Source organism: Pseudomonas sp. AGC41, from assembly GCF_057334555.1.
The window spans coordinates 49,823-69,420 of sequence record NZ_JBHFJB010000089.1 but is presented as its reverse complement, the minus strand read 5'-3'; the positions used below and the strand labels follow the sequence as shown (position 1 = coordinate 69,420).

Annotated in this window: 22 protein-coding genes and 3 tRNA genes; 8 read left to right on the top strand and 17 right to left on the bottom strand. The window is 60.9% G+C overall.

Features of this window, described 5'->3' with window-relative positions; genetic code table 11:
- Nucleotides 1-26 precede the first annotated feature (26 nt).
- From ACE04F_RS16435 to ACE04F_RS16390, 10 genes are all read right to left on the bottom strand, one after another.
- A complete protein-coding gene (locus tag ACE04F_RS16435; RefSeq protein WP_486108298.1) occupies nucleotides 27-782 on the bottom strand; it encodes an ABC transporter ATP-binding protein in 756 nt (251 codons plus the stop codon).
- Complete coding sequence (locus ACE04F_RS16430) at nucleotides 776-1,834, bottom strand: FecCD family ABC transporter permease (protein WP_486108296.1); 1,059 nt, start codon at nucleotides 1,832-1,834, stop codon at nucleotides 776-778. The genes ACE04F_RS16435 and ACE04F_RS16430 overlap by 7 nt, the downstream gene beginning before the upstream one ends.
- Nucleotides 1,831-3,003: an ABC transporter substrate-binding protein gene (locus ACE04F_RS16425; RefSeq protein ID WP_486108294.1), complete on the bottom strand. Its 1,173-nt coding sequence runs from the start codon at nucleotides 3,001-3,003 to the stop codon at nucleotides 1,831-1,833. The genes ACE04F_RS16430 and ACE04F_RS16425 overlap by 4 nt, the downstream gene beginning before the upstream one ends.
- Nucleotides 3,004-3,066: 63 nt before the next feature.
- Nucleotides 3,067-5,502, bottom strand: a complete 2,436-nt coding sequence (locus ACE04F_RS16420; protein WP_486108292.1) for a TonB-dependent siderophore receptor — start codon at nucleotides 5,500-5,502, stop codon at nucleotides 3,067-3,069.
- A gap of 88 nt (nucleotides 5,503-5,590) precedes the next feature.
- Nucleotides 5,591-6,556 carry a FecR domain-containing protein gene (locus ACE04F_RS16415; protein WP_486108290.1) on the bottom strand — a complete coding sequence of 322 codons (966 nt, stop codon included), beginning with the start codon at nucleotides 6,554-6,556 and terminating at the stop codon, nucleotides 5,591-5,593.
- The gene (locus ACE04F_RS16410; protein ID WP_486108288.1) at nucleotides 6,557-7,072 is read right to left on the bottom strand and encodes a sigma-70 family RNA polymerase sigma factor; all 516 of its coding nucleotides are present in this window, start codon (nucleotides 7,070-7,072) and stop codon (nucleotides 6,557-6,559) included. It abuts the gene before it with no gap.
- A 98-nt stretch (nucleotides 7,073-7,170) separates the two neighbouring features.
- Nucleotides 7,171-8,394 carry an MFS transporter gene (locus ACE04F_RS16405; RefSeq protein WP_486108286.1) on the bottom strand — a complete coding sequence of 408 codons (1,224 nt, stop codon included), beginning with the start codon at nucleotides 8,392-8,394 and terminating at the stop codon, nucleotides 7,171-7,173.
- Nucleotides 8,395-8,513: 119 nt separating this feature from the next.
- Entirely contained in the window at nucleotides 8,514-9,686 is a 1,173-nt protein-coding gene (locus ACE04F_RS16400) for a zinc-dependent alcohol dehydrogenase (RefSeq protein ID WP_486108284.1), read from the bottom strand.
- Nucleotides 9,686-10,525: an SRPBCC family protein gene (locus ACE04F_RS16395; protein WP_486108282.1), complete on the bottom strand. Its 840-nt coding sequence runs from the start codon at nucleotides 10,523-10,525 to the stop codon at nucleotides 9,686-9,688. Before ACE04F_RS16395 ends, ACE04F_RS16400 begins: the two co-directional genes overlap by 1 nt.
- Nucleotides 10,526-10,537: 12 nt before the next feature.
- On the bottom strand, nucleotides 10,538-10,852 hold the full coding sequence (locus ACE04F_RS16390) for a hypothetical protein (protein WP_486108280.1): 315 nt from the start codon (nucleotides 10,850-10,852) through the stop codon (nucleotides 10,538-10,540).
- A 12-nt stretch (nucleotides 10,853-10,864) separates the two neighbouring features.
- On the opposite strand from ACE04F_RS16390, the gene ACE04F_RS16385 reads away from it, so the two are divergent.
- The 3 genes from ACE04F_RS16385 (at nucleotide 10,865) to ACE04F_RS16375 (ending at nucleotide 11,797) form a co-directional block, all read left to right on the top strand.
- A tRNA-Cys gene (locus ACE04F_RS16385) sits at nucleotides 10,865-10,938 on the top strand.
- A gap of 192 nt (nucleotides 10,939-11,130) precedes the next feature.
- Nucleotides 11,131-11,217 (top strand) — tRNA-Leu (locus ACE04F_RS16380).
- Between the two features lie 364 nt (nucleotides 11,218-11,581).
- Nucleotides 11,582-11,797 carry a hypothetical protein gene (locus ACE04F_RS16375; RefSeq protein WP_305500591.1) on the top strand — a complete coding sequence of 72 codons (216 nt, stop codon included), beginning with the start codon at nucleotides 11,582-11,584 and terminating at the stop codon, nucleotides 11,795-11,797.
- A gap of 41 nt (nucleotides 11,798-11,838) precedes the next feature.
- On the opposite strand, the gene ACE04F_RS16370 is transcribed toward ACE04F_RS16375, so the two are convergent.
- Nucleotides 11,839-12,201, bottom strand: a complete 363-nt coding sequence (locus ACE04F_RS16370) for an NUDIX domain-containing protein (protein ID WP_486108278.1) — start codon at nucleotides 12,199-12,201, stop codon at nucleotides 11,839-11,841.
- A gap of 259 nt (nucleotides 12,202-12,460) precedes the next feature.
- On the opposite strand from ACE04F_RS16370, the gene ACE04F_RS16365 reads away from it, so the two are divergent.
- Together ACE04F_RS16365 and ACE04F_RS16360 are read left to right on the top strand one after the other, a co-directional pair.
- Entirely contained in the window at nucleotides 12,461-12,646 is a 186-nt protein-coding gene (locus ACE04F_RS16365; RefSeq protein ID WP_486108276.1) for a hypothetical protein, read from the top strand.
- Between the two features lie 91 nt (nucleotides 12,647-12,737).
- Entirely contained in the window at nucleotides 12,738-12,965 is a 228-nt protein-coding gene (locus tag ACE04F_RS16360; RefSeq protein ID WP_486108274.1) for a PLD nuclease N-terminal domain-containing protein, read from the top strand.
- Between the two features lie 25 nt (nucleotides 12,966-12,990).
- Here ACE04F_RS16360 and ACE04F_RS16355 read toward each other — a convergent pair whose 3' ends face one another.
- The 3 genes from ACE04F_RS16355 to ACE04F_RS16345 form a co-directional block, all read right to left on the bottom strand.
- Nucleotides 12,991-13,416: a hypothetical protein gene (locus ACE04F_RS16355; protein ID WP_486108272.1), complete on the bottom strand. Its 426-nt coding sequence runs from the start codon at nucleotides 13,414-13,416 to the stop codon at nucleotides 12,991-12,993.
- A 118-nt stretch (nucleotides 13,417-13,534) separates the two neighbouring features.
- Nucleotides 13,535-13,765, bottom strand: a complete 231-nt coding sequence (locus ACE04F_RS16350; RefSeq protein WP_305500600.1) for a hypothetical protein — start codon at nucleotides 13,763-13,765, stop codon at nucleotides 13,535-13,537.
- A 154-nt stretch (nucleotides 13,766-13,919) separates the two neighbouring features.
- Entirely contained in the window at nucleotides 13,920-14,174 is a 255-nt protein-coding gene (locus ACE04F_RS16345; RefSeq protein ID WP_305500602.1) for a DUF6555 family protein, read from the bottom strand.
- Between the two features lie 237 nt (nucleotides 14,175-14,411).
- Here ACE04F_RS16345 and ACE04F_RS16340 point away from each other — a divergent pair, with 237 nt between their 5' ends.
- Together ACE04F_RS16340 and ACE04F_RS16335 are read left to right on the top strand one after the other, a co-directional pair.
- Complete coding sequence (locus tag ACE04F_RS16340; protein WP_486108269.1) at nucleotides 14,412-15,311, top strand: polysaccharide deacetylase family protein; 900 nt, start codon at nucleotides 14,412-14,414, stop codon at nucleotides 15,309-15,311.
- A 103-nt stretch (nucleotides 15,312-15,414) separates the two neighbouring features.
- The gene (locus tag ACE04F_RS16335; protein WP_305500606.1) at nucleotides 15,415-15,606 is read left to right on the top strand and encodes a DUF2188 domain-containing protein; all 192 of its coding nucleotides are present in this window, start codon (nucleotides 15,415-15,417) and stop codon (nucleotides 15,604-15,606) included.
- Nucleotides 15,607-15,665: 59 nt separating this feature from the next.
- On the opposite strand, the gene ACE04F_RS16330 is transcribed toward ACE04F_RS16335, so the two are convergent.
- From ACE04F_RS16330 to ACE04F_RS16320, 3 genes are all read right to left on the bottom strand, one after another.
- Complete coding sequence (locus ACE04F_RS16330; protein ID WP_486108267.1) at nucleotides 15,666-17,492, bottom strand: DAHL domain-containing protein; 1,827 nt, start codon at nucleotides 17,490-17,492, stop codon at nucleotides 15,666-15,668.
- Nucleotides 17,493-17,626: 134 nt separating this feature from the next.
- A complete protein-coding gene (locus ACE04F_RS16325) occupies nucleotides 17,627-18,484 on the bottom strand; it encodes an SPFH domain-containing protein (RefSeq protein WP_305501228.1) in 858 nt (285 codons plus the stop codon).
- A gap of 122 nt (nucleotides 18,485-18,606) precedes the next feature.
- Nucleotides 18,607-18,694: transfer RNA gene (locus ACE04F_RS16320), tRNA-Ser, on the bottom strand.
- Nucleotides 18,695-18,818: 124 nt separating this feature from the next.
- On the opposite strand from ACE04F_RS16320, the gene ACE04F_RS16315 reads away from it, so the two are divergent.
- Nucleotides 18,819-19,490, top strand: a complete 672-nt coding sequence (locus tag ACE04F_RS16315; protein WP_434600996.1) for a Bax inhibitor-1/YccA family protein — start codon at nucleotides 18,819-18,821, stop codon at nucleotides 19,488-19,490.
- Nucleotides 19,491-19,598 lie beyond the last annotated feature (108 nt).

The window sequence follows — 19,598 nt, the reverse complement described above, 5'->3', positions numbered from 1 at the left end:
GCAAGCTCCCTCGCCACGCTGCCCGCTCAAACCACGTCGTCCACGATGATGTGCCGCTCATCCTTTGAACAGAGTTCGATCCGGGCCTGGACCCGATACACGTTGCGCAGCATCTGCTCGGTGATCACTTCTTCACTTCGACCGCAGCCTTGCAGGGTGCCCTCGGCGATGACCAGCACCTGGTCGGCAAAGCGCAACGCCTGGTTCAGGTCGTGAATGGCGATGAACACGATGATCGAGTGCTGGCGGGCGAGGGCGCGCATGAAACTCAGGACCTGGACCTGGCGGTGCATGTCCAGGGCGCTGGTGGGTTCGTCCATCAACAGGACTTCGGGCTCGCGCACCAGGGTCTGGGCGATCGACACCAGTTGCTGCTGCCCACCGCTCAGTTCACCGAGGTTGCGAAACGATAAATCGCTGATGCCCAGTGACGCGAGGATGCGGTCCACCACTTCCAGCTCATCGGCTTGCACTGTCCAGCCGGGCGCCTGCTGTTTGCGCGCGAGCAGAACCGATTCGTAGACCGTCAGCCGGGCGTTGGCGTTGAGATTCTGCGGCATATAGCAAATGCCCTGCTGGCCTCTGCGCGAGCCTTCCAGGCGAACATGGCCGGGGCCGTCGATGAGGCCGGCGATGCGTTTGAACAAGGTCGATTTTCCGGCCGCGTTGGGGCCCACCACCGCCACGACCTCGCCACCAGTGAGCAGCGGCGTAGTGATCCCGTCCAGTATCGACCGACGACCATAACGAGCGCCGACACCTTGCAGCTCGATTGTCACCATGACTGTTTCCTGCCGCCCAGAATGAGAGAAATGAAGAACGGCACGCCGATCAGCGACGTGACCACGCCGATCGGAAAGATCGCCCCGGGTATCAGGGTCTTGCTCACCACCGAACTGGCCGACAGGATCAGCGCGCCGGTCAGCAGCGAGGCCGGCAGGAAGAAACGCTGGTCTTCGCCGATCAGCATCCTGGCGATGTGCGGCCCCACCAGGCCGATGAAGCCGATGGTGCCGACAAACGCCACTGGAAACGCGGCCAGCAGGCTGACCATGACCAGGGTCTGCAAGCGCAACTTGCGCACGTTGATGCCGAAACTCGCGGCTTTTTCATCGCCCAGGCGCAGGGCGGTCATGGCCCAGGCGCGGCGGGCAAAAATCGGCAAGGTGACCAGGATTACCAGGCAGATCACACCGAGTTTCGGCCAGGTGGCCTTGGTCAGGCTGCCCATGGTCCAGAACACCACGGCGGCCACGGCCTGCTCGGTAGCGAAGAACTGCACCAGCGCCAACAGCGCATTGAAGGTGAACACCAGAGCGATACCGAGCAGCACGATGGTTTCGCTGGTCATGCCCCGGCGCAGGCTCAGGACATGGATCAGCAGTGCCGAGAGCATCGCCATGATAAAGGCATTGAGCGGCACCATGTATTGGGCGATCACCGGCACCAGGGCCACGCCGAATGCCAGGCCCAGGGCCGCGCCGAAACTGGCCGCCGCCGAGATGCCCAAGGTGAATGGGCTCGCCAGCGGATTGTTGAGGATGGTCTGCATCTGCGCGCCGGCCAGGGACAGCGCGGCGCCCACGGCCACGGCCATCAGCGCCACCGGCAGGCGAATATCCCACATCACTACCCGCACCTGGGGCGCCGCGGCATCGGGGGAGAACAGCGCGCCCAGCACTTCATCCAGGCTGTAGCTGGCCGGGCCGAGGGCCAGGTCGAGCAGCACGCTGCACAACAGCAACAGGGCCAGGCCGATCAGGATCAAGCGTTTGCGCCAGACCTGCTCGCGGTAAATCGTGCCCAGGGCGATCCCCTCGATACGGCCATTCATGGTTGGGCCTGCGCGGGCTTGAGGCTGACGAAATACCCTGGCTCATAAGGCACAGGCAAGAAGCGCTGGTGAAACTCGCGAAACGTCGCGTCGGGGTCCAGGTCGCTGAACAGCTCCGGATGGAACCACTTGGCCAGTTGCTGGATGGCGATGAACTGGTAGGGGCTGTTGTAGAACTGGTGCCAGATGGCATGAAAGCCCTGGGTTTGCTGAGCCTTGATCCCGGCATAGGCCGGGCGGGCGGTGTACCACTGCAATTTGCGCCGCGCCTCGGCCAGGTCGGCACCGGGCCCGACACCGACCCAGTGCCCGCCCGGCGCAAAGGCCTCCCAGTTGGCGCTGGTGACCACCACCTGTTCCGGGTTGGCGACGATCACCTGTTCCGCGTTCAACTGGCCAAAGGTGTTGGGAATGATTGCGCTGGCAATGTTGCGCCCACCAGCCAGCTCGACAAAACGGCCAAAATTTTCGTTGCCGAAACTCAGGCAGCAATCGTCGGTGTAGCCGCCGATGCGTTCGATGAACACTTTCGGGCGGGGCGGCTGGCGGGCCTGGATCACGTCGGTGACGCGACGGATTTGCTGGTTGCGAAAGGCAATGAACGCCTCGGCGCGTGCCTCTTCGCCGAACAGCTGGCCAAACAGGCGCATGGTCGGTTCGGTGTTCTGCATCGGGTTATTGCGAAAGTCGACGTAGACCACCGGAATGCCCAGCGCATCGAGCTTCTCGATGTAGCGCGCGTCCTCGGTGGCGTGCTGGGCCTCGATGTTGAGGACGATCACGTCCGGTTGCTGGCTGATCGCTTGCTCGATGTCGAAGGTGCCGTCTTCGAAACCGCCGAAGGTCGGAATCCGGGCAATTGCCGGATAGCGCCGCAGGTAGGCGCCGTAGGTGTCCGGGTCGGACTGGATCAGGTCCTTGCGCCAGCCGACGATGCGGCGGATCGGGTTGTCGGTGTCGAGCGCCGCGACTAGGTACAACTGGCGACCCTCACCGAGAATGACCCGTTGCACCGGAATGTGCACCTGGACCTGGCGGCCGAGCAAGTCGGTGACGGTGGTTTTGGTGACAGGCGAGGTGCCTGAAAAACACAGGCCGCTCAGCAACAGGGTGGCAGCACCCAGCAGCCAGGCGGTGAGCGATGAGCGCGTCAGAAGTGGAATCTGCATGGTTGGAACCTTGTCAGGGATCGCCCCGCCAGCGGTGCACGCGCTATTCGGGGCGAGGCGCAATCAGAAGTCGACCGTCGCTGAAAGCAACAGGGTGCGTGGCGCGCCTTGGGAGAACGCACCGTAGGAGGCCACGCCGGACCAGTATTCGCGGTCGAACACGTTCTGCACCGTGGCCCGCAACGTGGTCGGCCGGCCCTCGAACACCGTGCTATAGCGGGCGCCGGCATCAAAGCGCGTCCACGGGTCGAGCTCTTGGGTATTGGCCTGATTGACGTACTGGCTGCCGGTATAGATCGCTCCGCTGGTCAACGTCAGGCCCTGGACCCAAGGGGTGTCCCATTCGGCCCAGAGATTGGCTTGTACCTCGGGCACGCCCACCGGTTTGTTGCCGCGATTGGCAGCGGTCCCGCTTTTGGTGAGTTCGCCGTCGAGCAAGGTGACGCCACCGAGCAGGCGCGTGCCCTCGCGCAGTTCGCCGAACATGTTCAGTTCGATGCCGCGGTTGCGCTGCTCGCCCTGGACCGAATACACGCTCCCCGCGGTGCCGTTGGTCAATTCGCCGGCGGGTTTCTTGATCTGGAACAGCGCCAGGGTCGAGGTGAACGTGCCGTAGTCGACCTTGACCCCGACTTCTTGCTGGCGAGAGATGTAGGGCTTGAAGATTTCGCCCGAGTTGCTCGCGGTGGCCGGCGCGGTGTCGCCCTTGCTCAGGCCTTCGATGTAGTTGTAGTAGAACGACACATGTTCCCAGGGCTTGACCACCGCGCCGAACAACGGCGTGGTTTCGCTTTCGTCATAGGCGCTGGTGACATTTCCGAGAGTGTTGTAGTTGTTTGATTCAATGCTCTGCTTGCGCAGGCCAAGCGTTACCTGGACCCGTTCATCGAGAATCGACAAGGTGTCGGCCAGGGCCACGCCGGACAGTTCGGTATCCGAGACCTTCGCCACATCGGGCGACACGATGGACGGTTTGTCGCGTGCCAGCGGGTGATAGATATTCGAAAACACCGGGGCGCCGGAATTGATTCCTCGGCGCAATTCATCGCGATAGCGGCTGGCCTGCAAGGTGGCGCTGTGGCTGACCGGACCGGTTTCGAAGTGGGCACGGGCACCGGCATCGACGGTGTAACGCTCCACCTCGAACTTGTAGTAGCCCGGTATCGAGCGGGTGTCGCCGGCGCCGTTGAGGATCGTCGGGGTCTGGTCCGACAGTCGTGCCACATCGGACTTGCCGCCCCCGGCGTGGCCGAACACCGTCAGGTTGTCGCTCAGGTCATATTCGCCACTGAGCAGCGCCGACTTGTCGCGGGTTTCGGACCAGCCCCATTCCTGGGTCACGTTGCTGCGCCCGTTGGCCGCCGAAGGCACCTCGACACCACTGGCAATGGCAAACGGCCGGGAGGGCGCGTCCCACTGTTCTTCCTGGCTGATCAGGTCCAGGCTGGTCCTGAACCGGTCGCCCTGGTAATCCAGGGAGATCGCACCGATGCCGACATCCCGGGACTGCTTGTCAATCGCGGTGTCGCCACCCTGCAGGCTGCCGTTGATGCGCACACCGAAGCGGCGATCCTCGCCGAAGCGGCGGCTGATGTCGACATGCCCGCCTGCCTGGGTGTCCATGGCGTAGCTGGCGGTAACGCGAGTCAGGTCCTGGTCCAGCGAGCGCTTGGGCACGATGTTGATCACGCCACCGACGCCGCTGTTGGGCGACATGCCGTACAACAGGGCCGCCGGGCCCTTGATGACTTCGATGCGCTCGGCATATTCAGTGAACACCCGGTAGTTCGGCGCCACGCCGTACACGCCGTCGAACGCCAGCTCACCCAGGTTGCCTTCGCCCACCGGGAAACCGCGAATGAAGAACGAATCGACGATGCCGCCGGTCTGGCCGGTGGAGCGCACCGAGGAGTCGCGTTCCAGCACATCGGCGGCGGTCACGGCCTGCTGGTCCCTCATCAGGGTCGAGGTGTAGTTGCTGACGCTGAACGGCGTGTCCATCAGGTCCTTGTTGCCCAACAGGCCGACCCGGCCACCACGGGCCACCTGGCCTCCGCTGTAGGCCGCCGGCAAATCCCCGGGGCGCACCTCGGCGGCGTTGATGGTGGTTGGCGCCAGGGCCAGCCCACCGTCGCCAGCGGATTTTTCCAGGGTGTAGCTGCCATCGTCGCGGGCGACCAGTTCCAGGCCGCTGCCGGCCAGCAATCGGGTAAACGCTTCACGCGCGGTGAACTGGCCTGAAAGGCCCGGGCTGTTCAAGCCTTGGGTCAGGGAGGGTTCAAACGATAATGCGATGCCGGCCTGCACGGCGAACGCCGACAACGTGGCACCCAAGGGGCCTGGCTGGATGTTGTACGACTGGCTGGCAACGTTGTCCAGCGGCGCGCCCGGTGCCGCCCAGGTGCATGGGCTCAAGGTGGAAAGCGCAACGCTGAGCATGGCACTGCGAATCGCCAGATTGAGCGTGCGATCCGAACGCAGGGGGCGGGCAACGGGCATGGCGGGGTGATCCTGTGCAGAGGGTTTGCTCTCTAAGCCAGCCAGGATTGAAAAAAGTATCAGCCCCGCCCGAATATTTTTTCAGGGCTCATGCCGGCGCCAGCATGACCCAGTAATCGCCCAGGCGGGATGTGACGCGGATGGGGTAGGTTCGGGCGAGCATGTTCAGGGTCTGCCGGCTGTCGTTCAGGGGAAAGGCGCCGGATATCCGCAGGTTGGCGATCGCCGGGTCGCAACGCAGGACGCCGTTGCGATAACGGCTCAGTTCGTTGACGAAATCCGCCAGGCGCATGTTGTCGGCCATCAGCATGCCCTGGGTCCAGGCCAGCACTGACTTGTCGACAGGTTTCAGGGCGTCGATGCCCCGGGCGGTAAAGCCGCTGCTCTGGCCAGCCCCGACCACTTGCTCGCCGATGCCCTTGACCTCGATGCGCACCGCGCCTTCCAGCACGACGAGGCGAGTATGGCCGGTGTCTTCGCGAACGCTGAAGCGCGTCCCGAGCGCCTGCATCCGGCCTTCGCTGGTCTGCACCCGGAACGGCCGGGCGAGCGCTGCTGGATCCGCTGCGGTCTGGACCAGTATTTCGCCTCGGCGCAACAGCAGCAGGCGCTGGCGTTCGTCGAAGACCACATCGATTGCGGTGTCGGTGTTCAACGTCAGGCGGGTGCCGTCGGTCAGGGTCAGGTCGCGGCGCTCGCCCACCGGAGCGCGGTAATCGGCGGTCCACTGTTGCCAGTCGTTGAGCTTCCAGCTGCCCCAGGCCAATGGCGCCAGGGCGAGCAGGGCGGCCAGCTTGCCGATGGCGGCACGCCGCGCCGGATTGCTCGGGCGGTCCAGCGCCGGCATCGCCAGCGCGGGCGGCAAGCCTTGCAGCTTGCTCAGCAGCAGTTCGGCCCGCGCCCAGGCCTGGCGGTGGGCCGGGCTGCTGGCACGCCAGCGTTCCCACTCCAGGCGTTCGGCGTCGTTGACGCTGCCTTCGCTCAGGCGCATCAGCCAATCGGCGGCTTCGTTGAGAATGGCCGGGTCGAGGGCGTGGCGGTCATGGGCAGGCATTCAGTCCACCAGCAACAGGCAGTGCAGGAAAGCCTGCTTCATGTAGCGCTTGACGGTGATCAGCGAAACGCCGAGTTGCGTGGCGATGTCGTCATATTTCAGGCCGTTGATCTGCGACAGCAGGAACGCACGCTTTACCAGGGGCGGCAGGGTGTCGAGCATGGCGTCGATTTCATGCAGCGTCTCGAGCACCAGCAAGCGCCGTTCGGGCGATGGCGCCTCGGGCTCGGGCAATGTCGCCAGTGCCTGGAGGTAGGCGCGTTCGAGTGCCTTGCGCTGGAACCAGTTGACCAGGATACCCCCGGCGACGCAGCTCAGGTACGCACGCGGTTCGTCGATCACCGCCACCTTCGAGGCGAGGATGCGAATGAACGTATCATGGGCCAGGTCGGCGGCGTCCAGCGCATTGCCCAGTTTTCGATAAAGCCTGGCGTACAACCAGCCATGGTGTCCGCTGTAGAGGTCTGCGACGGTGCGCAGGTGACAATCGTTGACCGCTGACCCTGGATCGCTCATGGCTGTTGTATTTTTTTGATAGTGAGAATTATTCCCAATAGTAGTGGAGGCGCTCAGTGCCGCGCAAGGTTGATAGGCGGCATTTTCGGTTTGTGTCGTTATTCGCCAGCCCTGTCGGCGATTCCGAGCGGTTTGTGGCGCAGCAGTATCAACGGCACCAGTGCGATTGCATAGGCAAGGCAGACATAAAGGAAAATGTGCTCAAGGCCGTACACCTGGCTGAGCAATGCGCCAAGGGAGATGCCAATGATCGATGCCGTCTGTGAAACGCCCTGGGCCAACCCCAGCGCCTGGCCTTGGCGGCTGTTGTCGACGCTTTTGGAGATGAGCGCCGTCAGCACCGGCGTGGTCGCGCCCAGCAGCAGGCCCCAGATGAAATAGGCGAGGGCGAAGACGACCGGCTGGCGCGTCAGGCCGGCCACCGCGGTGACGATGACCAGGCCGATGACAATGCTCGCCATCGCCTGCAGCGTTTGCGCCGGATTGTGCCGTTCGAAGTAGCGCGCCCAGGACGTCGCACAAAGAATGAAGCCCAGGGCCAGCAAACCGTAGCAAAGCCCGACCATGGCATTGCTGACCTCGAAGGTCGCCCCCACGTACAAGGAAAACGAAGTCTGCGGCAGCATTCGCGCCAGCAGTAGGAGGCCCATGATGCCCAGCAGCCAGTTGATCGCCGGGTTCAACAGTCTGGGCGGAAGGGGAGGCCCGTCTGCCAGAGCTGCTTTTTTGACTGGCGCCACGTTGGGCAACGCCAGCGCCGCGACGACGGTACATACGGCGCAGAGGCCCGAGGCCACGATGTTGATCCAGAAAAACGTCGCATGATCGAGAATCAGCCCGCCGACCACCGCCCCGAGCAACGAACCGACGTTCGTGGAAATCTGCAGGATCGCAAACAGCCTGGCCCGCCGCGACGGTGCCTCGATGCTCACCCCATAGGCCTGGGCCGGGGCGATATAACCGGCAAAGGCGCCTTGCAGGAAACGCAGGAGCAGGATCACCCAGATATCGCTGCTCAATGCCAGCCCGAGCTGGGTCAACGAGAGCCCCGCCAGCGCGCGGATCATCATCAACTTATGGCCGTAACGATCACCGATCCGGCCCCAGAAGGCACTGGTCAGAATGATGCCCAGCATCGGGCCGACGTACACCGCCGTGCTGGCGAAGCTGAACAGCGCGTCATTGCTGGTCAGTTGGCGCAAATGCACAGGCCAGAACGGCCCGCTCATTTCCATCGCGCCCATGGAAACCAGCTGGATGGAGAACAGCAGGAAGACGAGCAGGCGGACACTGGAAGCCTGGGGGAGACCTATATGGGGCATGGACACATTCGCAGGGCGACAAAGCTGTGTCTTATCCACCAGTGCGCCGATCCGGGCAAGGGGAAAATGTTCCGACAATCATTCCCGGCGTTGGCGCGCACCCGCCCTCGCCACGAGCTTCACTCCGGCCGAAATACCGCCCGCAGACAATCCTGGCGTTTTTCCTTGAACATCTCATAGCCCTCCACCGACTGCTCTAGCCCCATGGGATGGGTCAGCAGGTAGGAGGGGTCCAGCTCACCGTTCTGGATATGTTCGAACAAGCGCTTCACGTAGCGCTGTCCCGGTTGCTGGCCGGAACGCAGGGTCAGGGCCTTGTTGACGATCGCGCCCATCGGGAATTTGTCCAGCAAGCCGCCATAGACCCCGACCACCGACACCGTCCCGCCTTTGCGGCAGGCGCGGATCGACTGGCGCAGCACGGTTCCGCGCTCGGTGTGCAGGCGCAGCAGCTGTTTGGTCTTGTCGTAGAAATAATCGACCTCGGTGCCGTGGGCCTCCATGCCGACGCAATCGATGCAGCGATCCGGACCACGGCCGCCGGTCAGCTCCAGCAAGGCGGCATGCACATCGGTGGTTTCGTAATTGAGAGCGATGGCCCCGGCTTTTTCCTCGGCCAGGCGCAAGCGATCGGCAAAACGGTCGATGGCGATCACCCGTTCGGCGCCCAGCAGGTAGGCACTGGTGATCGCCATCAGCCCGACCCCGCCGCAGCCCCAGACCGCTACCGTATCGCCGCGCTGAATGTCGGCGTTGTCGGCGGCGAAATAGCCGGTAGGCACTGCGTCGGAGACAAACACGGCCTGCTCATCGCTGACGCCTTCGGGAATGCTGAACAGATTGACGTCGGCGTAGGGCACGCGGATATAGGTCGCATGGCTGCCGGCATAACCGCCGAAGGCATGGCTGTAGCCGATGATGCCGCACGCCGGTTGGCCGTAGGCAATGTCTGTCGCCGTGGGGTTCGGATTGGAATTGTCACAGCAGGAAAAGTCCGAGCGCTGGCAGTGCTCGCATTCTCCACAGCCGACAATCGACACCGTGACAACTCGGTCGCCCTTTTTCAATTGCGTGACGGCCGAGCCGGTCTCCACCACCTCGCCCATGAACTCGTGACCGATGATGTCACCGGCCTGCATGGTCGGCACGTAACCGCCCAGCAAGTGCAGATCCGAGCCGCACACCGAGGACAGGATCACCCGCACGATGGCGTCGCGAGGGTTGAGGATGGATGGGTCGTCGACCGTCTCGACCTGAAGCTTGTTGGGGCCTTGCCAAGTCAATGCGCGCATCAGACGGTTCCTCCGTTGAGTTCGGGCTGGTCAGTGGGTGAGTCATTGGCGGATGCCTGAGTCGCCCGGGTGGCGGGGTGTACGAAGAGGAAATCCTGCGTCTGCTGCGGGCGCATCTTGTTCGTACTGACTTCTCCGGTTTCAAGCTGCTGCTTGATGCTGCGCAGCACATTCAACAAGGCTTTGTCCGAGAACCGGGAAATCGCTGCCGCCAGCGCGTAGCCAGCCGCGCCGACCGGCGTCTGGCAAGCGACAATGACTTTGATCTGCGTACCGCGCCCGCCCGGGGCATCGCTGAAATGCATCTGGATATCGTGCTTGAATCGTTTGTCCGGGCCGGCGATCCAGTGCAGCTTGCGGTCTTCCTTGGGCTCGCACTGTTCGAGGTCACAGTGCAACGTCTTGTCCATCGGGCCATGGGCGACCCAGCGATAAGTGCGCTCGCCGGTCTGCTCGATGGCGTCGATCCAGGGCATCAGCGCACCCAGATTGGCCGGGTCGCGACAGAACGCGAACACTTCCCCCCTGGGCTTGCCGACCGTGATGCTGCGGGAAATCACCTTGCTGCCGCCCCAGTCACGATCCTGTTCGAAGCTCTGCTCGAACGGACTATGAGTCAGCGCCTGCTTGACCCGGCACGTGCCGGAGTAGGCACGCCAGGCAGCACACGCGCCAAGCAATACCTGCGGCCAGCCCTTGAGGCCGCCTTGGCGTAGCCCGTTGGCGATCAACAATGAACCGGCCGCCAGCGACATCAGGCGCTCTGGCTTGCCGAGATTGGGATGCGAAGGCGTCGGCACCGGAGCCCGGCTCGCCACCAGTTGCGGGCGTTCAGTCATGATGATTCTCCTTTACTGATTCAAGGACGACATAACGAATGAACCGAGGGTGAAGGAGGTTGTTCCGTTTAAGTCGATGGTTTCCCGATGAGCAGGAGGAGAAGGGTTCCAGCTCGTTGCGCTACCCTGCGGAAAGCCGCATTGGCCCGCCGTCAGGTAAATTTTTTTTGAAATCAAGGGGTTGTCAGCCTGGGCAAATGAGTACATAATTGCGCCCATCGAATGCATCGAGGCGTAAAAAACTTCAATGTTTTCAAGGAGATAGCGCGCTATAAGCGAGTTGGACTCCGATACAGTTTGTATGCGGTTGATGTGGTTGTAGTGCATCAGGCGTCTTGAGGCCGAATAGCAAAATGGTTATGCAGTGGATTGCAAATCCACCTACGCCGGTTCGATTCCGACTTCGGCCTCCACTTTTAAAAGCTCTGTAGATTATTGATCTACAGAGCTTTTTTATTTCCAGGCAAGGAAAGGTTTTGTCTTGAAAAGGCCAATGCCAACCTTGCTTCACAGGGGAGGGATGTATATATTTCCCGCTCTGTTGCACCAGCCTGGATCCTGTCAGATGTACATTTGCCAGTTTCACACGGCTTGACCGCGCTACCGCCCGAATGGCGAAACTGGTAGACGCATGGGACTTAAAATCCCCCGCTCGTAAGGGCGTGCCGGTTCGATTCCGGCTTCGGGCACCATCCAAGATCAAGGGTTTGCGAGCGAAAGCTGATGCAAGCCCTTTTTCGTTTCTGGGAACCGTAAAACAGCCCGGCCGATCACCCCAAACCCGTGGCGAGGGAGCTTGCTCCCGCTGGGTCGCGAAGCGGCCCCAAAACCTGAAAAGCAGGGAGCTTCAGACACACCGCATCCGTTGGTCTGCGACTGCTTCGCAGCCGAGCGGGAGCAAGCTCCCTCGCCACGGGTTTGTCCTTTCTATTGAGTGAGCAGTATCAGGCCGATCAGCCGTTTTTCATCCGCTCGTCGACGCCATAGCACTTCCCGCCCGAGCGAACCCTCTCACAGGTATGCGCAGATCCTGCGCTCCAGAACGGGAGACACATCATGGTAATCGACAATAACGGTCCGGAAGCGCCATACCCGGGACCCGATGAAAAAACACCGGAGACTGGCGAAGGGCATGATTCCGGTCTTGAACAGGCTGAATCCGAGCCAAAGCAGGGCACTGGCGAGAGGCCGGAAGACTGGAATCCGCCGCCGGGAAACCCCGGATCCGATCAGGACGCCCAGACGAACCGCCAGAATGGCGGAGCGAAATAGTTTGCAGATAACTCCATGGAACCCGGCCGCTGCGCCGGGTTTTACAACCTGCGCCGAAACGCTTCGAGTATTTCCCGCATGCCCTTTTTCATCTGCAATTGGGCGAGGGCATCCAGGGGGTGCCACAGGCAGTCGCTGATTTCATTTTGCGGCCTGGCGTCCTTCGAGTCGTTGACCGAGGCTTCAAAGACGTGATGTTCGGTGTCGCCATCGCTGATGCGCATCAGGTAAAGCAGGTTTTCGGCGCTCAGTCCGGTTTCTTCCGCCAGCTCTCTCAGGGCGGCAGCGGCATGCGTCTCGCCACGCTCGACGGTACCGCCGGGCAGGGCCCAGCGGCTTTTGGGCTTACGGACCAGGAGGATGTGGCGGTTTTCTTCGCAGATGACGGTCGCTCGAATTTTCATAAACGTTGCCCACTTACCGACTGTCATTAAATTGCAATATAACTGCAATATTTGAGCCTTGCGTCATCCGCGCGTTCAAAAAGTATTTCGGCTCATACCGCTGGGACCGTGGGCAGCCAGGAAAGGCTGCGTTTATTTCACCAGTGGCTATTGGTGTTGCGGATCATCGACCGGTCATCGCAAAAAATGAATCAGCGCCGGAAAAACGCATCAATGTTGGGTGGACGATCCGGTCCCGGTAATGGGGGAGCGAGAAGAGATGACCACCGTTGAAGACTTCAAGATCAAATCCCACGAGCTTTTAGTCGAGCTCGACACAGCGACGTCAGAAATGATGGCGCTGATCTGTGTCCATCAAATGTCCGGGACTGCCTGGGATGAGGCCGTCCGGCGCCAACACGAGGCCTATGAGCAATGGGTCGCCTATCTGAATGAACGCTTGTAGCTGCATTGCCTCGGCGCAGTTAACAGGCAGATTCTTTGAACGGTCCCGCAGCGGTCATGCCTAATCCATAGACTGACAAGAGGATAAGGCCATGTCTGAACTAGCCAGTTATTTCTGGATCGCGGTTGCGGTAATCGTGTTGTTGTTGGATCTGTGGGCGATCGTCAGCGTCTTTCGCAGCGACAAATCGGCCGGGACCAAGGCAGGCTGGGCGTTGCTGCTGATCATCCTGCCGGTGCTGGGCTTGATTATCTGGGGTGTGGCCGGGCCGCGAGGCATCAAGAATCCGCCTTCGTCGCCCGAGCACAGCAAGGGCTGACATCGGGATATGCGGGCCACCCCGGTCAACGGTTTTTCCATTGGCCGCCGGTGGTTTCGCAGTCCTTTTTCGCTTGCTGAAGCTGTTCTGCGCCGTAGTAGTAGCGGGTGACCTGGGCATTGTCCGGCAGATTCGCCGAGCTGCCACTGCGGTCCTTGCTGGTGGAATGGGAATTGGCCAGGGCCTCCTGGGTCAGCCTCGCCTGGCAGGTGGCTACATAACCCTCGGCGCAACGTTCGACGGGTTTCTTCTCGGTGCTGAGCGTGCCCTTGCTTTCGTTGCTGCACGACCAGCCGATGGCTTCGGCAGGGACGCCCTTGTACTCATAGCAACTGCGGGTTTCGATTGCCGGCACCGCCTGGCTCTGGGACCGGGTGATGACGTCACAACCTTGCGCCAGGACGCTGGCAGGGCTGGCACAGGCGATCAGAAGCAGGACCTTGGCATTCATGATGGTTCTCCCTTTCAAGATGATTTGCAGCGATACCTAACGATATCGAGGCGCAAATAACCTGCTCGTTCCATTGTTTTCCAACCGTGGAACAGGGGAGATCTGCCTGGGGTGATGGCTAGCGGAACTTGGGCAGTGGCGGTTCCGCGGGCTTCAATGACGACAGGGCGCTCTGGATCGTGGGGGCGTCCTTCTCGATATCATTGAGTCGGTCGCGGATTCGTACGGCGGCGGGATGCCCGCCCTGGTGGTCGACCCAGTCGGCAATTTCCTTGCAGGCGGCCGTCAGCCGCGCCTGGCGCGATTCCAGTAGGGTGAGCAGGGTGGTGATGGACTCTTTTTCAGACATGTCACACCTCCGTTATAAGGTCGGGATGGGGCAGCACAAAACCCGCCAGTGATGGCGGGTCATGCTGCAGTTAAGCGTAGTTGAGATATTTCTGATCGGTCGATATCCGGCGCACGACTGGACAATCGGTACGCCGGACGTGTTCATTTCTGTTTCAGCCTGACTCCCTGACCCAGGACGGCGCGACGGAGGCTCGCCAGCGCACATCGGTAATGCCATATTTTTCTGCCATGGGTTTGGAGACCCGCTTGACTTTTTCCCTGCCGAATTTGGGTATACGTCCGACACCCGCATCGCAACTGGCCCAATGCCAAGCTTCGGAGTTATTCATCACTTCTGCACGAATGATGAAAGACTTGGGCTCGCCATGGAGCACGTAGTCGATGATGTAAAGCGATGGACCGCCCATAAATCCTCCCTAATTGATCCTATACGGATGGATACGGAGGCGTTCGGAAAATTCCATCGAATTTCCAGACGGTCAAAACCAAGGCGGACAGGGCTGCCGCGTGAGATGTATCACACACCGTGGATGAAGGCGCTTATGGTGAGGAACCAAACCCGGTTAACCTTCTCCAAGGTGGGCTTCAACACCGGTGCCAGGGATCGAAGGCGACGCAGGTTTGGCACTGAATAAAGGCAGGACATGAATAAATTCGCCAAGGCAGTGCTTGTGGTGCTGTTTGTCAGCGGTCTGTCGGGATGCATTGGCCCGCCCATCGAACTGACCGCGCAAACCGAGCAACGCTTGCGTGTCCAGCCGCCGATCCGTTTCCTCCTGACATTCGATGACGGTCCCAGCGCGTCATCCCTCTGGAACCCGAGCCTGGAGATGCTCGACGCCCTTGCGGACAACCCGGTGCAGCCGGGAATCAAGGCGCTGTTTTTTGTCCAGACGCGAGCGCCACGGGCCGGTGGTAGCGACATCGGTCGTTCGGTGCTGCGGCGTGAGCATCGCGAGGGGCATGTCCTGGGTTTTCACACGGCTACCCATTGGCACACCAACCATCGATCCCTCGATCCCGAAGAGCTGGAGCTGTCACTCACCCACGGTGCAGCCGACATCGCCGCGGTTACCGGCATGCCGCCGACCTTGGTCCGGCCGCCATTCTGGAGCTACGACCAGCGCACCTTCGCCGCCTACCAACGGCATGGCATGCATGTTTTGCTGACTGACCTGAGCGCCAACGATGGCAAGGTCTGGGGCATTACCCTGAGTCCTCGCCGGCGGATAAACCTGCTACGCCAGCTCTCGGAGGTACGTGAGCGCATCGCCGCCGGGCAGCTGCCTGCGGTGGACGGGGTGATTCCGGTGGTAGTGACCTTCCATGACCTCAACCGTTATACCGCCCGTCATGCGCGGGAGTATCTGCAGATCCTGATCGACAGCGCCCAGGCCACCGGATTGAAGACCTACGCGAAACCTTTCTATGACGACCGCCAGGCGCTGGAGCGCGCAGCAATGGCCCGGACCCTCAAGGACGCCACCCAGCCGGTGCGCCTGCCCGGTCTGTGGGATTGGTTATGGAAGCGCGATCCTGACTGACGGGCATATGAGTAGCCAGCGTGGCGACGCTCGGTCGGCCCTTATGGGCGCACCGGGAGTAAGGTAGGCACGGTAACCCCGTTTTCTTGAGGAGGTGACGATCATGAGTACTGCGATGCTGACCAAAATGCACATCAACGGCTATGACGTGCTCAGCGTGAACAGCGGGCCCTGGAGGGTCTGCACCCAGGCGGACCGGTTGGGGTCCTTTGCTTCGCGTGAGGAAGCGTTGGCCTATGCCGCCGCGTTGCCCGCCAGGAGACGCCGCAGCGCTGCGTCCGCCAACGTCAGGTAAACAGACGTTCCGTCGACTTCGCGGCGGGCATCGAACGCTCGCCGCGTCGCCGACCGTTCTCAGGAAGTTGCCAGCTCCAGCGGGATTTCCAGAGTGAACAGGGCGCCTTGCCCCGGTCCGTCGCTTTTAACCTGCAGGCGACCGTTCATCTCCACCGCCGCCAGGGCACAGCTGTGCAGGCCAAAACCGTGGCCATCCTTGCGGGTCGTGAATCCGTGGTTGAAGATCCTCGCCTGATTTTCAGGTGCGATCCCTTCGCCACGGTCCTTGACGCTGACGCAAAGCGTTGTCTGGTCGACGATGCGGACCCCCAGGGTGATTTCCCGTGGCGGCTCGACGTTGGACATGGCGGCCTTGGCATTGCTGATCAGATTGATCAGGATCAGCAGCAGGCGATGCTTGTCGCCCATGATCATCGGAATGTCCTGATAATCCTTGATTACGGCGACTTGGTGTCGGCTGAGCGCCCCCGAATTCATGCGCAATGCATCTTCGAACAGGTCGGCCACATTCAGCGGCTCGATCAGCCGCGCAGCCCCGGCATAGGTCTGCTGAGTCGTGACGATCTCCTTGATGTGGTCGATGCTTTTGGTCAGCTGCGCGAGTTCTTCTATCAGCAAGCCCTGTTCGGTGGCGATGGAATCCACCAGCTCATTGAAATAACGGGGCAACAGCTTGCCTTTTTCATCCTCGGTGATGAACTGACCCAGGTCGGTGGCATGTTCATTCATCATCCTTACCGCTTTGCCCAGCCCTTGCGTCTTGCTGGTTTTCAACTTGCGGGTCACCAGTTCCGCTGAAATGTTGACGCTGTTCAACACATTGCCAACGTTGTGCAACACGTTCGTGGCGATCTCGGCCATGCCTGCCATGCGCGCGGCGTCCACCAGCTCACGCTCGGCCTCCTTCAACTCGCGCGTACGCTCCTGCACGCGTTGCTCCAGCTTGTCGTTGGACGTTTGCAGCTCATGGTTGATCTGGTTGATGAGCGAAGAACTGCGCACCAGCCGTACGGCGAGGTAGATCATCAAGAGCGCCATCAGGCTGGCGCAAACGGCCAGGTACATATGGTATTTGCGATCGGTCGCGGCCGTTCTGCGCTGCGTTTCGTTGAGCAGCTCGTTGATGCTGTCCAGTTCCTGGGCGACGGGGATAACGCTGATGCGATCCAGCAGATCGTTGACCACCGGCTGTTCCTGGATGACGGTCTTGACGTGCCGGGTCAACGAGGTGAAAGCCGGCCGATAGAAGGAGGGTAGCTGGTCGATCTGGCGTTCGAGTTCGCTTAGCTGTCCTTGCAGTTCGCTCGCTTTGTCCGAGGTGACATAAAGCGCGTATTCCAAGGTGGTCAGCGCCAGGTCGAGAACATTGGAGGCGGCGGTCAGCCGAGCGATTTCTCCGTCATCCTTCATCTGTAGCAGCAGCGCCTGGATTTCATCCTCTACCGTCGGAAGAGCATCCAGAGACGCACGCAGCTTGGCATTGTGCTGCTCGAACTGTTCCACCAACAGGGTCTTGTTCCTGACCGCGTCCATGTAGCCGTTGCGTCTCGACGCCCAAAGTGCAGCGAGTGGTCCGGAACTGTTCAGTTGCTCCAATTGCTCCCATCGACTTTGCGCGTCGGGCGGTGGGGCAAGGGACAGGTTGTTGTTGACGCCTATTTTTTTCCTGAGAATCTTCACGTTCCAGTTGGCGTCGGCTTGTTTGAGCTGACGAATGAAGTCCCGTGACTCGAAAAAGGTCGTCGTGTCGTCCGTGTAGGATTTGATCAGGAAGAATATCAGAGCCGAGAACACGGCCAGCGCGGTGGCCAACAAGGCGGGCCATTTGTATTTCTTGATAAGGGAGACGGGGTGTTTCGTCGAGCTGCTTTGGCCTGGGTACACGTCGAGCTCCCTGCTAACGTTCAAACATCGGATGCGTCAGTGAGCAGAGTGTAGCGCCAACGAGGCGGACCAATGTGCTCCGGGCGTATTGCGCTGCGAGGAGGCGCGGCCAGGACTGGCAGCGCCGAGGGGCATTACTTGTTGAGATCGATGAAAGGCAGCGCGGTGTTGGGCAGCATGGTGGTGGGCAGTTCACCGTTCCAACGCTCGGCCTTGGTCAGCTCCACCAGGTTCTGGTTGCTGGCCAGCGCCTGGGCGCGCGCCTTGATCGCCTCGGCTTCGGCCTTGCCGCGCAGCTCGGTGGCCAGCGCGTCGGCCTTGGCCTGGGCAACTTGCGAATCGGCTTCCGCCTGGGCCTGGGTTACCCGAATCTGAGCCTGGACCTGCTCGGTGGCGAGCTGCTGCTCCCGAGTCTTGACCTGCACTTCGGCAGCCATGCGCGCCTCGATGGCTTTTTCGTAGGCGTCGCTGAAATCAATGTTTTCAACCTGGACGCTGTCGATGATCACCGGCCCGGTGATCGTTGCCTTGATCGCCGCCGAAATGTCATTGACCAGTTGCACGCGGTTCTGCACGGCGGCGACGGCGTTGAACTTGCCGAACACATTTTCCACCTGCGTCGGCACCTGCCGGCTGATCATGCGGTCGCGGATGCCTTCCAGGTCCTTGAATTGGGTGTAGACCTTCGCCACATCGGAAGGCGCGATATGCCAGGACACGGACACCTTGAGCTCGGCTGATTGCTGGTCCTTGCTGTACGCCTGCAGGTCGTCATAGGACGTCACTTGGCTCTGTGTGCTGATCAGGCGGACCGACTCGATGAATGGCGTCTTGAATGACAGGCCCGGTTCAACCACCCCAACCAGGGCACCGTTGCGCAAAAGCACGCCACGCTCGGTTTCATCAACCGTGTACCAGCTGCCAAAGAACACGCATAACAGGACCACGCCGATAATTGCCGCGACGATCGAACCGATGGTTTTGCTGGTCACTTTACTTTCCTTGAGTGGGCTAGGGGATGGCATGCACTGTTTCCTTTGTGAAGACCGTCACTGTTTTTTCAAACGCCAGACACGAAAAAGCCCTGAATGATCAGGGCTTTAACGTTAGAAGATGGCGGAGGCGATGGGATTCGAACTCATGGACCTGTTACAGTCGACGGTTTTCAAGACCGTTGCCTTAAACCACTCGGCCACACCTCCGTACTGCGTTGCGGGCGCCATAATACCCGAATGAAACACACTGTCAAACTCTCTACGTAGCTTGTTACAGAGCGTCTGTTATTATCCTTGCCACTGAATGTTTCAAACCCGGAGGAGTGTCGCCATGCGCGAACAGGATTACGCAGTGAACAACAGCGTGCAGGCTGAGCAGCTAGAGGTTAGCCGCGTCCTGCGCAACACTTATGGCCTGCTGGCTCTCACCCTTGCTTTCAGCGGTGTGATGGCCTTCGTCGCACAACAGATGCGTGTCGGTTACCCGAACATCTTTGTCGTGCTGATCGGTTTCTACGGCCTTTTCTTCCTGACCAACAAGCTCCGTGATTCGGCCTGGGGCCTGGTTTCGGCCTTCGCCCTGACCGGTTTCATGGGCTTCCTGCTTGGCCCGATCCTCAACCGCTACCTGGGCATGCAGGGCGGCGCCGAAGTGGTCAGCTCGGCTTTCGCCATGACGGCGTTGGTGTTCGGTGGTCTGTCGGCCTACGTGCTGATCTCGCGCAAGGACATGAGTTTCCTGAGCGGTTTCATCACCGCCGGTTTCTTCGTGTTGCTGGGTGCGGTAGTGGCCAGCTTCTTCTTCCAGATCAGCGGCCTGCAACTGGCGATCAGCGCCGGCTTCGTGCTGTTCTCGTCGGTATGCATCCTCTACCAGACCAGCGCCATCATCCACGGCGGCGAGCGCAACTACATCATGGCAACCATCAGCCTGTATGTATCGATCTACAACCTGTTCGTCAGCCTGCTGCAGCTGTTCGGGTTGATGAGTCGCGACGACTGATAAGGCAGTGATGGCTGTCATGGCCTGAGTTGTTCATTTACAAAAACGGCGCTTTCCCGGAAGGGAAGGCGCCGTTTTTTTGTACTCGGATACCGGCCCCTGTGGGAG